A 14,555-nucleotide genomic window follows, 5' to 3' on the forward strand; every position below is an offset into this window, starting at 1 on the left:
GCCGCAGGACTTGCGGTGTCAGTCTGTGGAGCGAGTGTAAGACCAGAGCGGAGTAAATCCGTAAAGGCAACTGCTATGAAGCAGAAACCTAAATTGTGAGGTTTAGGAATCACCGCCCTTCTAGGGCGGTGAGGATGTCAATCTCCCTCTTGTGTCAATTTCAGAGATCGCGTCGCCGTTCCTGCAAGAGTTCTAGAATTCAGTCAAAAAAAGGGTTTTCCCAGTTTGACAAAAGAGGGCTAATCGAGTCCCTGGTCACCTATAAATCAGGATTTGGTCGCGGGAAAAGTGCCCAAGGGTGCGTAAAGCAGGGGGCAGTGGCGATCGCAGATGTATACGCTCTGGAGGATGGGTGACTCCTCCCCAATGTCGGGCTAATGTGCCCAGTAATTCGTCTTGCTGAAGACGAAACCCTTCAATGTCCCAGCCTTGGTTCATGATACTAAACCAGACTAACCCCCGATCGCGGGTAAAGATTACGCCCGCTAAAGCGCTCACAGTTGATAATGTACCCGTTTTAACGATACTATACAGGGGTGGCTGGCGATCGTGAATCGTTCCTCCATCATACCCAACCACCGGAAAAATATCGGCAATACTGAGATGGTAAAACTGTAAATAAGATTGAATGGCCATCAATAACAGGACAGAAGCACGGGGAGACATGCGATTGTCTTGACCTAATCCCGATCCATTGATCAGGTGTAGTTCGGCTGCGGGAATACCGGCAAACGTGCGTGCCATCTCTTCGACCCGATCGCCTCCTCCTAGGGATTGGGCAATGGTTTCCGATAACCGATTGTGACTATAGACATTCATGCGTCTGAGGATCTCCACCAGTGCCAGAGACCGATGATATAACACTGGGGTCAAGGGATTAGGGGGAACTTGGGAACGAATGGAACCGGCGATCGCTACTTGGGGCCGTGGTAAATGATGGGGTAAACTGCGATAGTGATTTTCCAGGTGAGTATCCCAGAGATCGGCGTTAATGCTGCGATAAAACAGTTCCCCCACCGTAGCTAGATCGGTTTTATAGTTCATCCACATCGGGCCCGTAATGATTAAATCGCCGGTAACTTGCGTAATTCCTAATTGATGAAGCTGCTGACCCATGGCGATCGCCTCTTGCCACACCAACAGGGGATCGCCTCCCCCGATAATCACTAAATCCCCTTCCACCACACCATCTTCGATTTTACCGGCGATCGCCACTTGCGTCGTAAACTGATGATAGGGGCCCCACTCTTTCAGAGCCGCTAACGTGGTCGCTACTTTGGTTAAGGAAGCACCAGAAAATAACGCTTTGCCCTGATGGTTAAATAAAATCTGTTCTCCCGATTGTAACCATACACCATGAGCGCTTTGACCGAGGCTTTTTTGACTCCAACTTTTGAGATACGGGTCAATCTGGTTAGCCAGATCAACCGTTGGATCGGAATACAGAACCCATCGAGAGGTATTTTGTTGCCAAGTCACCGGGATTTGCAAAACCGCCTCTAATCCCGCTCGATCTAACCATAAGGCTAGGGGTATTGCACTTAACCATTCCAACACGATCGATCTCCAGTCGCGGAAAACACTCTAAGGTTAACTACCGTTGAAGATGCACCCAGGCTCTCCCATCGCAAGTTGCCTCAATGATTTATCATAAATTTTATGTAACTTAAGATAACATTGTTATGCCCTCAACCGCAGATTTTTTACAGGCTTCTGAGTGGTTTGCGATCGCCACTGGAGTCAGCATTGCCTTTACCGTCCTTTGCTTTTTATTTAAGTGGGGGTTTCGCTTCCGCTTTGTCGGCATCAGTTCGTTTATGGTGGTCTTAACCGTCAGCTTATTTTCCTTGAGCTTAGTTCCCTTTACCCAAACGGTCGTTCCTGGATCGGTGCGTTATTCTCTCGTGTTTGATAATGGCGCAACCCATACTGTGATTGCCGTACCGCCCCAAATTACGGAATCGGAATTAGAAGCAACCCTCAAGCAAGCAGCCATTAACCTCTTTTCCTATGGGCGATCGGCAACCGATAGCGATCGCTTAACCGTACTTGCACGCACCATTGTCCACCCCGACTCCAAAGTATCAGAGGCGATATATTTAGGAAAAGCGGAACAATCCATTTATCAAGGAGACGATCAAAACATTACTGTGGAGATTGACCAACAAAAACTCAAACAACTTCAGACATTGAACCTTTCTTAATCGGGAGATCCAGAGTTCAAATCCTCCCCGCCCTGGAAGGACGGGGTTTCAGCCCCATTTTTGGGGTGAACTTAACTTTGTCCGGGAATCGTAATATCGATCGCCGTCACCTGACCATCGTCACTTAACGCGCTCAAAGGTGGGTTAATTTGTTCTTGATTTCCTACCACCAAGGTCACCATTTTTTCCGGTTTCAAATACTCCTGAGCCACTCGTTGTACATCTTCAATGGTGGTTGCTTCCACACCCCGTTGATATTGGAAAATAAAATCTTCAGGATAGCCATAATAGGAATAGCGCATCAGGCGGGAAAGGGTTTGGGAGGGTTTTTGGAAATTAAACACAAAAGAATTGAGTACCCCATCCTTAGCGGCCGTTAATTCTTGGTCAGTAATCGGGTTTTGGATGATGCGATTCAACTCTTGGCGCAGGGACTCAATAAAGGGAACCGTTGCTTCTGAACGAGTTGAACCCCCAGCAATTAATATCCCTGGATAGTCATAACGAGGACTCCAAACGCCATAGACAGCATAAGCTAACCCTTGACGCGATCGCACCTCATTAAACAAACGACCCCCCAACCCATTCAACACCTCATTCATCACCGACAGGGCAAAAAAGTCAGGATTATCCAACTGTCCCCCCAAATGACCCATCAACACATTGCTCTGAGTCAGTTGGGGTTGATTAACCATAAAGATCCCTTCGGTTTGCGCTTGGGAAACCTGGGGTAGGGGAGGACGCTTAAAATTAGGATTCGGTTGCCAATCTCCAAATGTCGCTTCTAACTTTGCTCGCATTTGGCCTGGATCGAAATCGCCGACCAAACCCAACATCATATTATTGGGGACAAAATACTGTTGATAAAAGTCAATTAAATCCTGCCGTTTAATCGCGTCTAAAGTCTCATATTCCACCGTCCGCGCATAGGGACTTTCTGCCCCATAAATCAACTTCTGAAATTCTCGACTAGCGATATTATCTGGGCTATCATTGCGACGGGCAATACTGCCTTCGAGTTGAGTTTTGGCTAACTCCAGTTGCTGGGGATCAAAGGCCGGTTGACGCAACACTTGGGCAAATAGTCTTAACACCTCATCCGTATCCGGGGTTAGGGCGCTAAAATGGGCGGTAGCAGCCGAGGTACTAATCGAGGTTTCAATGGAAGCGGCTCGATCTTCGAGCGCTCGGTTGAGTTGATCGGGGGTATAGGTTTGGGTTCCCCCACTACGCATCACGGTTCCGACTAACCCCGCTAACCCGACTTTTTCCTGGGGTTCCAGGCGATCGCCCGTATGAAACATCGCTCTTCCCGTCACCAAGGGTAAGTCCCGGTCTTCCATCAAAAAGACCTCAATCCCATTGTCCATCGTAAATTGGGTATACTCTGGAACCGTCACCTCCGGAAGGGGAGGAAAGGTTAACTCGTCGTAGGGCTTGGCCTGAGCTGCAACCGCCGATTCATGCCATTGAACCGTTAAGGTTAAACTGAGTACCATTAAAGCCAGCCACAGCCCCCGAACTATCTTTTTGATCACTCGTCTTACTTGCATCATTGTTTTGGGTAATGGGTAATGGGTAATGGGTTTTAATTACTTGCCGTTAACAAGCGCCCGATGGTGCGATTTTCTGGGGTAAACGTTGTTTTTGCGACGCGCTGAATCGCTTCCGGAGTCACCGCTTCAATGGCTTCAATTTCCTGAAATAAATTGCGCCAAGATCCACTTTTAGCTTCATATTCAGCTAACAAACTGGCTAAACCTGAATTCGAGTCCAATGTGCCGAGTAAACTGGCTTTGGCTTGAGTTTTCACCCGGTCTAATTCTTCTTGGCTCACGGGTTCGGTTTTCAGTCGTTCAATTTCCATGCCTAAAGCTTCTGCTACCCGATCAACCGTACTTCCTGGAGCGGTTAAACTGTAGAACAGCATTAAATTGGGGTATTTATCTCCAGGGAAGCCACTAAACCCAGCCGCAGATAGGGAAACTTGTTTCTCTTCGACTAAGGATTTATACAAGCGAGCCGTGCGCCCATCACTGAGAATCGCCCCCATCAGATCGTAGACCGCGTGATCGGGATGACTTCCGGCTGGCCGGTGATAGCCTTCGAGGTACATGGGCTGGGTGGGTAATTCTAGGGTGACTTCTCGCGTTTCGGTTTGCGGGGGTTCCACCGGTAGATTGACCTTGGGAGTGGGGCGAGCAGGAAAGCGACCAAAATAGGTTTGAGCTAGTTTTTTGACTTCTGAGGTGTTAATATCACCGACGATCGCCACAATTAGATTATTGGGCACATAATAGGTCTCGAAGAAATCTCTCACATCTTGCCGTCTCAGGTTGCGTAAGTCTTCTTCATAGCCGATCACGGGTTGGCGATAGGGATGAACTTTGAAGGCGGCATCTTGGAAGGCTTCAATCATTTTGCCGATGGGGGAATTATCCGTACGCATCCGTCGCTCTTCGAGAATCACGTCTTTTTCTTGATAAAATTCCCGAAATACGGGGTCTAGGAAGCGATCGGATTCTAGGGACATCCACAACTCTAATTTATTAGAAGGCAGGCTAAAGAAGTAGCGAGTAGCATCAGTCGAGGTTGTGGCATTGAGTCCGACTCCTCCGAAGCGTTCGACGATTTGACCAAATTCGTTTTGTTTGATGTATTGGGAGGCTTTTTGATTGATCCGAGTGAATTCGGCTTGTAGGTCTTGCGCTTTTTCGGTATTTCCGTTGGCTTTAGCGGCTTGAATTCGATCGAAGAGGCGATCGAGTTCATCCATTAAGGGTTTTTCGGCTTCATAGTCCGTTGTGCCAATATCTGTCGTTCCCTTAAAGGCTAAGTGTTCCAAGTAATGGGCAACACCGGTTTCACCTACGGGTTCATTGGCTCCGCCGACATCTGCGTAGAGCATGAAGGAGACTACCGGGGCTTGATGGCGTTCTAGGACAATAAATTTGATGCCATTTTCTAGTGTAAAGGTTTTAACTTGTTTTTCAACTTTATCTAAATAGGGTTGAATGGAAAACTCGCTCGAATCTTGAATTAAGGCGATCGCCGGTTGTACCCCCAGTACATAAATACTCAGAAATACACTCAGCAGTATCACGCCTAATTTCTTGAGATTCCCCGGATCGATTGACCAGATGTTTTTCATAATTCACATAACCTTAACTTGTTAGCAATACTGATTACCGATTACCCATTACCGCGCAAAGCCCTATAACTTAAGACTTCACTTTACCAAAGCGGCGATCGCGCTTTTGGAACTCCCATAGCGCCCGATGCATCTGGGCGCGGTCAAAATCCGGCCACAGGGTATCCGTAATATAAATTTCCGAGTAGGCCAACTGCCACAGGAGGAAATTACTAATTCGCATTTCCCCACTGGTGCGAATCAACAGATCCGGATCGCCAATACCTACGGTACACAAATGGCGCTCAAACAAGGCTTGGTCAATATCTTCAGGATTTAATGTGCCCTGTTTCACTTCAGCCGCTAGAGCTTGACAGACTTGTAAAATTTCCTGCCGTCCCCCATAATTCGTCGCCACCGTAAAGCGCATCCCTTGATTTTCCGTCGTGCTGCCCACGCTGCGATGCATTTGTTTTTTCAAGGACTCTGGTAACTCTTGAAGTTTGCCCACTAACTCTAAATGGATCTGGCGCTGCATCAGTTCCGGTAATTCCCATCGCAAGAACTGCTCAATCAACGTCATAATCACGTTAACTTCCTGCTGGGGGCGATTCCAATTTTCTGTAGAAAACGCATAAACCGTCAAGGCTTGAATTCCCCAATCATCACAACAGCGCACCAATTCTCGCAAGGCATCCACCCCACGGGGATGTCCCATAATTCTAGGAAGTCCTCTGCGCTGGGCCCACCGACCATTACCATCCATAATTACTGCAACATGACGAGGAAGCTTTTGGGGATCGAGGTCACTAGGGAGAGTCTTCAAAGTATTGTCAATAATTTGCTTTGCAGTCATTTTTTCTTTTGAGAATCAGAAGAAGGTAAACGGAGTAGGCGTGCAACCATGGCTGCGCCTTGAGAATTGATTTGGCGGCCCAAATTTCGCAAATCGGGGGCTACAGCCTCCCGTTCTACTGATTGAGAGAATTTGGCTTCCAAGAGTTCCTTTAGTTTACTGCTGGTTAAGGGACGATTCAGGAGACCCCCCTCGGCCAGAGAAATAGAGCCAGTTTCTTCAGAAACAACGACGCACAGACAGTTTTCTACCCGGTCAGTAATGCCCATGGCGGCTCGGTGACGAGTGCCCAGCTTACGGGAGGCGGTGCGATCGGATAGGGGTAAAATCACTCCGGCAGCAATAATGCGAGACATGCGAATCCAAACGGCTCCATCATGTAACAGGGTACTGGTTTGGAAAATAGTTTGTAATAACTCCTTGGAGACTTCTGCATTTAACCTTACACCAGGAACTGAAAAATCGCGTTCGTCAATGGGCCCGGTGGTTTCTAAAATCAGCAGTGCCCCGGTTCGATTTTGAGAGAGGTCTTTGACTGCATCGACAATTTCATCAATTACACTCTCAGCTTTGGGGGGAGGTTCCGATGGGGGGAGGAACAAATCAATGATTTGTCCTTGGCCCAATTGTTCTAAGAATCGACGAAACTCGGACTGCAAAATTACAGCCATCGCGACAGCAGAACCAATAACTAATTTGTTTAACACAAAGCTGAGTAGGGTTAAGTTGATGAGGGTACTGATGGCGGTGGCCAGCATTAAAAGAATGAATCCTCGCACCATCCACAAGGTTCGACGTTCACCAATAATCATCAAGACCATGTAGGTCAATATCAAGACCAAGATGAAGTCAACCGTATGCAGCAGGTTTTTTTGAGTATCAGTTAAGTTGGATAACCATTGTGTTAACAGATCTCCCATAGCTAGGGAATAGGGAATAGGGAATAGGGAATAGGGAATGGGGAATGGGGAATGGGGAATGGGGAATGGGGAATACTGCTATATCCTACCTTGGACACTTGAGGCTAGGGACAGATTGAGTCTATCCCTAGCTTCGAGTCTGGGGTGACGGTTAAGAGATGGATTTGAGGCGATCCGGAAGGCGATCGCAGCTCACCAAGTCTTGATAGGTTTCCCGCTCAATAATCACTTGCCCTTGCCCATTTCCCACTAAGATAGCGGCTGGTCGGGTGACGCGGTTATAGTTGGAAGCCATACTATAGTTGTAGGCTCCGGTGGCAAAAATGGCGATCGCCTCTCCGGGTTGCAAGGGGGGAAATTGGGCCTGTTGAATGAGAATATCACCCGATTCACAATGTTTACCCGCTAGGGTTACGGTTTCTGTACAGGCTTCACCCATGCGATCGGCGGCCACCGCACGATAGAGGGCTTGATAGGTGATGGGACGAGCATTGTCGGACATGCCCCCATCCACGGCGATATAGGTTCGCATGTTGGGAATGGCTTTACGGGAGCCAACGGTGTAAGCGGTGATACAGGATGAACCGACTAAGGATCGGCCCGGTTCACAGATGATATGGGGGGGAGCAATTTGGGCGCGATCGCAGGCGGTAACCATGGCGGTACATACTTGTTTTACCCAAGCTTCAATGGAGGGGGGATCGTCCTCTTCCGTATAGCGAATGCCTAAACCCCCGCCCACATTTAAGACTGAGGGAGATAAGCCGATTTCCTTAGCTTTCAGGAACCATTGCACCATCACAGCCGGGAGATCGTGGTGGGGTTCTAGTTCAAAAATCTGCGAGCCGATATGGGCGTGAAATCCTTGGAAATCTAAGCTCTTTTCTTGGGCAATCCCTTCTAAAACGGCTTCAATTTGATTGGGATCGAAGCCAAATTTACTGTCAATATGGCCCGTGCGAATATATTCATGGGTGTGACATTCGATGCCAGGTGTCAGCCGAATCAGGATGGGAACGGTTTTGCCTTGCTCTCGACTAAGTTGGGCTAGGGTTTGCAGTTCTAACCAGTTATCGACAACCACATGACAGCCCACGTCTAGAGCTTCTGCGAGTTCGGTAGCCGATTTATTATTGCCATGGAAGTAAATCCGAGGGGCTTGAACTCCTGCTTGTAGGGCAGTGTAGAGTTCTCCACCAGAAGCTACATCAATGCCTAACCCTTCTGAGGCGGCGATCGCACAAATAGCTAAACAATTCCACGCTTTCGAGGCATATAGAACCGTGGCTTCTCCCGGATAGTAGCGCTTAAAGGCTTCTCGATATTGGCGACAGGCAGCGCGTAAGCCCTCCTCATCGAGGATATAGAGGGGAGAGCCATAGGTTTTCACTAACTCAGAAACAGTTACACCCCCAATGGTTAATTGATCGTTGCTGTTAACTTGAGCCGTTAGGGGCAGTAACTGTTGATTGGGCGATCTCTCACCCACAAGATTTTCGACGGAAGAAAGATAATCTGTGCCACGGGGTGGAGTAATACGGGAGGGTGTCGATACCATAATCTCAGGAAAGCGAGTTCGTCATTCATTATTAATTCGTTCTATACTCTATTGTCCATGGTGAACTGCAAATCACCAATAGTTATCTGTCAATCGGCTCAATACTCCTTTATGAACTCATCTATTGCTGTGCCTTTTGTTCTCCATGCGATCGCCCCAGAACACCTTAACGCCGTGGTTACCCTCGATCGCCTCTGTTTTGGCCAGTTATGGAGTTTGGAGGCTTACCAACGGGAACTCGACAGCCCCAATAGTGAGTTATTGGGTCTATCCTTGGGTGAGGAACTGGTCGGCTTTGGCTGTTATTGGGCGATCGTCGAAGAAGCCCATCTCACCATCTTAGCCATTCATCCCCAGTATCAACACCAAGGCTTAGGGCAAACTCTGCTCTGTGCCTTATTAGACTCCGCCCGCCACCGGGGACTAGAGCGAGCTACCCTAGAAGTCAAAGCCTCCAACCACCGCGCCCTGGGACTCTATCAAAAATTCGGCTTTCTCACCGCCGGACGGCGACGCAATTATTATCAAGAAACCGGTGAAGATGCCCTAGTCCTATGGCTCAAGGGTTTACAATCTCCCCAATTTCCAGAACAGTTAAGCCAGTGGCAACAGCAGAGCATCAATCTAAATCCTTAACCCAGAACAACTACCAGAACAAGTATGAGACAATCTAGAGCGAACTCGATCCAAAACACTCAACCATGACGACCCTCACCAACGTACTGGAAACTCCCCAAGAATGGGATCTTTCCGACCTCTATCAAGGACTCGACGACCCCAAAATTCAACACGATCTCGACCATCTCCAACAGCAAGCCACCACCTTTCGCCAAACCTATCGCGGCCAAATTTCCCAACTTTCCCCAGAGCAAATCCTTAACGGTTTACAACAACTCGAAACCCTCTTTCAGTCCTGTGGATACCTTTGGGCCTATCCCAGCCTAGTCTTTGCCGCCGACACCCGCAACAGCGCCGCCAAGCAACTCCTCGACCGGGTAATGGAAGCCGTCACTACCCTAGAAAATGAAGTCCTCTTCTTTGATTTAGAACTCAAAAATTTATCTGAATCCCAACTCGAACATCTGCAAAACGATCCCCTCTTAGCCTCCTATCGCTATTACCTGCAACAAATTGCCCAGTTTCGCCCCTATGCCCTTTCTGAAGAAGTTGAACAAACCCGAAATCAGGATAATTTAACCGGCCGTAGCGCTTTTATCCAACTGCGCTCTTTGCACCTAGGGGAACAGCAGTATACCCCAGTCACCACCCCAGAAGGAAAAAGGGCCGAAACCGAAGCCGATCTTTCGGCCCTGCGTTTGCATCCTTCCTCAGACATTCGCTATCAATCTTACATTTCCCTACGGGAAGTCATGCAGCAGCATAACTTGCTCTATGGCTATATTCTCAATAGTGTTGCCCAAGATCATAAGCTCGAAAATAAAATGCGGGGTCATGACTCGACTCTCAGCAAACAGCTTTTAGAAGATCGAGTTTCTCGACCCGTGTTTGAAGCGATTATGACTGGCATGGGCGATCGCTACGATCTCTTCCAACGCTATTATCATCTCAAGGCCAAAACCCTAGGCGAACCCATCCGCAGTTGCGATATTTATGCTCCTTGGACACAAGATCCCAGCCCCTCTTTACCCTATAACCTAGGAGTCGAAACTCTCTTAAAGGCCCTAGAGCAATTTGATATTAACTATGCTCGCCGCGCCGAAGAATTTTTCCTCAACAATTGGGTCGATGCCAAAGTCAGACCCGGAAAACTCGGCGGTGCATTTTGTGCCTATAACCATGGCAAACATAGTTATTTATTGCTCTCCTATACCGAGGATTATGACTCCCTGTTTACCTTGGCCCACGAAATGGGTCATGGTTTACATTTTGCCTGGATTGATGACCACCAGAGTTATTTTAACAGCAATCCTCCTATGGTCATGGCTGAGGTCGCTTCTACGTTTAACGAATTGTTGTTATTAGATTTTCTGTTGGCCTCTTCCGATCCGGCCTTAAAGCTCTCCATTTTAACCGGACAACTCGAAGATCAATTAAGCTTACTGTTCCGTCAGAGTACCGTTAGTCGCTTAGAATTACTCATCCATGAGCGAGCCACAGAAGGGAGTTTTGACCACCATTTTGTCAATCAGAAGTGGATGGAGTTGTATGAACAGCTTTGTGGAGAGGCGATTACCCTATTGCCCGAACATCAATATGATTGGGGGAGAATTGGTCATATTTTCTTTAAGCCGTTCTATTGCTATCAATATACTGCTTCCCATATTGTTAGCTTGGCCTGTTATCAGCAATATCGACAACTGGGTAAGGAATTTGTCTCTGGATATTTAGAATTGTTATCCACAGGAGGAAGTGTGGATCAGGTTGAGGCTCTAAAACAGTATGTTGGCGTTGATTTAACCGATCCAGCCACAATTCATCTGGCTCTGGAGTATGTTCAAGGGTTGATCGATCGCTTGGAGGAAACCTTAAGCATTAATAAATCTTGAACCATCACCGCCCATAGCGCAACTAGCCAGAGGCCGTGCCAAACCAGTACCATGCTGGCTCTTGCCAGGGAATTTCCATCAAGGTACAAAACTGCCGAATTTTTGCTGGCCAAGAGGATGAAACCTCAAAATCAAGAGGACTAGCTTTGCCCATCGAACCTAGGGTGACCGACTCGCGCACGTAGATGTAAACAGCTTGCTCTATCCACTGCTTCAAGCGTAAACCCCAACTCTTGCCATCGGGGTTCGATATTTGTCAATGAATACAGCGTTTTTCGATGTTATGAGGTACAGTAATCGAAATGTTCCTTGAGAGTGTTGTCCCATGAAAAGCCTGAAGAATGGGCACGCATAGCGTAAAAAATGGTTTTCCCATTACCCATTACCCATTACCCATTACCGCGCGAAGCGCTGTATATCGCAATCAAGCCTTAGCGTTTGCATTCGATTCCTTAGCCTTAGCCCTAGCTCAAGAGGCGATCGCCTGTGAAATTCAGCAATCTCTTACCCTCGAACAAAAGTCATTCCTTTATCTACCTTTCATGCATAGCGAATCACTGCACATTCATGAAAGAGCAGTAGAATTATTTAGCGAACCGGGATTGGAGTCCAATCTTGAATTTGAATACAAGCACAAAGAAATCATCGAGATATTTGGACGCTATCCCCACAGAAATCATGTGTTAGGTCGCTTGTCTCTACCAGAAGAAACTGAATTTCTCAAACAACCCGATTCATCATTTTAATGGCTTGGCGATATGATGAGTGTACTATCTCTCCTCATTCCGGATGGGCTAACCCTTGTAAAGTTTGTCCTTTTTCCTGCTCGTTTAATCCCTTGCTCTGGAACAACACTTTAAACCCACCTAAACCCAGGGGATCGATGAGCTGATGTAAGGCATCTCGACGGCTTAAGAGTTGGGTAATGGAGAGGGAACTTTCCGATAAGGCGGCTAGGCGATCGCCTAAACCCAAAGCCATTAAAAACAAGCCTTGTTGCGTACAGCCTAATGGCTCTAGTCCCCAGGATTTACCCTCCTGTTCTAGGGTGGTAAAATCTACATGGGCAGTAATATCTTGATAGCCTATATTCACATAGGGGCAATCATGGCGATGGTGGCGGGTATAACATTGGAGGGTTCCGGTGCTGCGTCCGGGTTGATAATATCGCTCGGCAGTATAGCCGTAATCAATGGTGATCACATAACCCCGATCTAAGTGGGTGGCGATCGCCTTTAACCAGTCTAACATCGCTAAATTCACTTCCGTGCGATAGCCCTCTGGATAGGCATCCGAGCATAAATCAATGCCCAAGCGATCGAAATATTTCCCTAATTTCGGCGTAGATAACTCCCCCAACGCCTCCACCAAATTCTCCTCATCGTCCAGGGTAACAAACACTTCTTTCAGCCTCTCCCCAGAACGCACCACTAGATGAACTGGAAATGCATCGACCAATTCATTAGAAAAAAAACAGCCCTGAACTGACCTTAAATCTTCCCAGTTGCACCACTCTACTCTCTGGTTTTCACCTAACCAAGGGGCTAAAGTTTGTTGCTGTACCTGCCTTAAACCGGCAGATTTTTCGATAATCCGATAGTCGAGACTCTGAAAAAACTCAGCATTATTGGCTTCTAATTCTCCTAAAACATCCGCCGCCACTTGTCCCGTTCCCGCGCCCATTTCCACCAGAGAAAAGGGAGCCGGACAGCCCAAAATCTGCCACATTTGCACCCATTGCCGGGCCAAAAGCTGGGCAAAATCTGCCCCTAGACTGGCGGAAGTGAAGTAATCGCCAGATTTGCCAATTTCCGTCTGATAGGCACTGTAATAGCCAAATTCAGGGTGATACAGCACCGATTCCATATACTGGGCAAAGGAAATTTTTTTCCCTGGCGATCGCCGAATTCGAGCCTTGAGCCAGGGATACAACTGGGGATGATTGGACTCTTGCATAACTCCCTATTCTTCCTCTGGCGATGAAGTTCTCACCCGGACAGAATGGGCATGGGAGGGGAGTCCTTCCGCATCGGCTAAGGTCATAATGGCGCTGGCCATTTTATTTAGGGCAGTGGGGGAATATTGAATTAAGCTCGAATGTTTCATAAAGGTTTCGACTCCCAGTGCCGAAGCATAACGGGCTGCTCCTGAAGTGGGTAGGGTATGATTGGGCCCGGCTAAATAATCGCCCACGGCTTCCGGGGTGGAATAGCCCAGGAAAATCGCCCCAGCATGGCGAATTTGGGGCAGCAGATCCCAGGGTTCGGCCACTTCCAGTTCTAGGTGTTCGGGGGCAAACAGATTAGAGAGTTCTACGGCCTCCTGTAGGGAGTCTACCACCACAATTAACCCATAATGGGCGATCGCCTTTTCCGTGAGGATTTGGCGCGGATGGTTAATCAGTTGTTTGTCCACCTCAGCCGCTACTTCCCGTGCTAACGTGCGATCGGTGGTGATTAAAATGGCTGCTGCGATGGGGTCATGTTCCGCTTGAGCTAACAAATCAGTCGCCACATGCACCGGGTTCGCCTCACGATCGGCAATTACCAGCACTTCCGAGGGCCCTGCCAACGAATCAATCCCCACCACTCCATAGACCATTTTCTTAGCTAGGGTGACATAAATATTTCCTGGCCCCGTAATTAAATCTACCTTGGGAACCGTTTGTGTACCATAGGCTAACGCAGCGATCGCCTGAGCGCCTCCCACCCGATAAATCTCGTTCACTCCAGCAAACTGAGCCGCTACCAGCACGGCTGGACTAATGCCTTGATGAGTTCCTGGTGGCGTACACATCACAATCCGGGGCACACCCGCTACCTTCGCCGGTATCGCATTCATCAACACCGTACTCGGATAAGCTGCTCGTCCTCCCGGAATATAAATTCCCGCCCGATCCACCGGCGTATAATGCTTACCTAACACCACCTCATCTTGCGCAAAATGCACCCAAGACTTGGGCATCCGTTGGCGGTGAAACGCCTCAATCTGGCGACTAGCCAATTCAATGGCATCGAGCAGGGGCTTATCCACTTGCTGATAGGCCGCCTCTAATTCTAGGGCACTAACGCGCAACTGACTAACTTCTAGCCGTTGCCCATCAAACTCTTCCGTATAGTCCAAAAGGGCCCCATCGCCGTTGCGCCTTACGGTTTGCAGTACCTGCTGAACCGTCGCCTCTTTATGAACCATTTCCTCATCAAAGGTGCGATCGCAAATGCGCCGTAATTCTGCTTCTGCTTCAGATCGCTGGCTAATAATTCTCAGCATAGGTTAGATTGATTGCCATGTTAAGTCTCCCCATTGACGCAACCCAGACTCCAGATGCAACCCCAGGGTTCCATCCCCTCGATCCAGGCCATCGTCATCACTCTATAGCT

The 14,555-nt window shown here is 48.2% G+C and carries 12 protein-coding genes and 1 pseudogene; 4 read left to right on the forward strand and 9 right to left on the reverse strand.

Annotation, left to right across the window (positions count from 1 at the left end):
* Positions 1-255: 255 nt before the first annotated feature.
* Complete coding sequence (locus PJF56_RS08340; protein ID WP_283762197.1) at positions 256-1,557, reverse strand: D-alanyl-D-alanine carboxypeptidase; 1,302 nt, start codon at positions 1,555-1,557, stop codon at positions 256-258.
* A gap of 125 nt (positions 1,558-1,682) precedes the next feature.
* Between PJF56_RS08340 and PJF56_RS08345 the strand changes: the two genes are divergently transcribed.
* Positions 1,683-2,204, forward strand: a complete 522-nt coding sequence (locus tag PJF56_RS08345) for a Ycf51 family protein (RefSeq protein ID WP_283762198.1) — start codon at positions 1,683-1,685, stop codon at positions 2,202-2,204.
* Positions 2,205-2,275: 71 nt separating this feature from the next.
* Here PJF56_RS08345 and PJF56_RS08350 read toward each other — a convergent pair whose 3' ends face one another.
* From PJF56_RS08350 to lysA, 5 genes are all read right to left on the reverse strand, one after another.
* Complete coding sequence (locus tag PJF56_RS08350; RefSeq protein ID WP_347179490.1) at positions 2,276-3,757, reverse strand: M16 family metallopeptidase; 1,482 nt, start codon at positions 3,755-3,757, stop codon at positions 2,276-2,278.
* A 35-nt stretch (positions 3,758-3,792) separates the two neighbouring features.
* Entirely contained in the window at positions 3,793-5,355 is a 1,563-nt protein-coding gene (locus PJF56_RS08355) for a M16 family metallopeptidase (protein WP_283762200.1), read from the reverse strand.
* Positions 5,356-5,425: 70 nt separating this feature from the next.
* Positions 5,426-6,190: an undecaprenyl pyrophosphate synthase gene (gene uppS / locus PJF56_RS08360; RefSeq protein WP_283762201.1), complete on the reverse strand. Its 765-nt coding sequence runs from the start codon at positions 6,188-6,190 to the stop codon at positions 5,426-5,428.
* Positions 6,187-7,110: a diadenylate cyclase CdaA gene (gene cdaA / locus PJF56_RS08365; protein ID WP_283762202.1), complete on the reverse strand. Its 924-nt coding sequence runs from the start codon at positions 7,108-7,110 to the stop codon at positions 6,187-6,189. Before cdaA ends, uppS begins: the two co-directional genes overlap by 4 nt.
* Positions 7,111-7,261: 151 nt before the next feature.
* Positions 7,262-8,668: a diaminopimelate decarboxylase gene (gene lysA, locus PJF56_RS08370; RefSeq protein ID WP_283762203.1), complete on the reverse strand. Its 1,407-nt coding sequence runs from the start codon at positions 8,666-8,668 to the stop codon at positions 7,262-7,264.
* A gap of 111 nt (positions 8,669-8,779) precedes the next feature.
* Between lysA and rimI the strand changes: the two genes are divergently transcribed.
* Both rimI and PJF56_RS08380 read left to right on the forward strand, forming a co-directional pair.
* Complete coding sequence (gene rimI, locus PJF56_RS08375) at positions 8,780-9,304, forward strand: ribosomal protein S18-alanine N-acetyltransferase (protein WP_283762204.1); 525 nt, start codon at positions 8,780-8,782, stop codon at positions 9,302-9,304.
* Positions 9,305-9,369: 65 nt separating this feature from the next.
* Complete coding sequence (locus tag PJF56_RS08380) at positions 9,370-11,175, forward strand: M3 family oligoendopeptidase (RefSeq protein ID WP_283762205.1); 1,806 nt, start codon at positions 9,370-9,372, stop codon at positions 11,173-11,175.
* Between the two features lie 22 nt (positions 11,176-11,197).
* Here PJF56_RS08380 and PJF56_RS08385 read toward each other — a convergent pair whose 3' ends face one another.
* The gene (locus PJF56_RS08385; RefSeq protein ID WP_283762206.1) at positions 11,198-11,392 is read right to left on the reverse strand and encodes a hypothetical protein; all 195 of its coding nucleotides are present in this window, start codon (positions 11,390-11,392) and stop codon (positions 11,198-11,200) included.
* A gap of 202 nt (positions 11,393-11,594) precedes the next feature.
* Between PJF56_RS08385 and PJF56_RS08390 the strand changes: the two are divergent.
* A pseudogene (locus tag PJF56_RS08390) lies at positions 11,595-11,921 on the forward strand (DUF924 family protein); the annotation flags it as partial.
* A 34-nt stretch (positions 11,922-11,955) separates the two neighbouring features.
* Here the strand turns inward: PJF56_RS08390 and PJF56_RS08395 are convergent.
* Both PJF56_RS08395 and hisD read right to left on the reverse strand, forming a co-directional pair.
* Positions 11,956-13,131: a class I SAM-dependent methyltransferase gene (locus PJF56_RS08395; RefSeq protein ID WP_283762208.1), complete on the reverse strand. Its 1,176-nt coding sequence runs from the start codon at positions 13,129-13,131 to the stop codon at positions 11,956-11,958.
* Between the two features lie 6 nt (positions 13,132-13,137).
* Positions 13,138-14,445 carry a histidinol dehydrogenase gene (gene hisD, locus PJF56_RS08400; RefSeq protein ID WP_283762209.1) on the reverse strand — a complete coding sequence of 436 codons (1,308 nt, stop codon included), beginning with the start codon at positions 14,443-14,445 and terminating at the stop codon, positions 13,138-13,140.
* Positions 14,446-14,555 lie beyond the last annotated feature (110 nt).

It is taken from the genome of Roseofilum halophilum BLCC-M91 (assembly GCF_030068445.1).
Taxonomy (GTDB): Bacteria; Cyanobacteriota; Cyanobacteriia; order Cyanobacteriales; family Desertifilaceae; genus Roseofilum; species Roseofilum halophilum.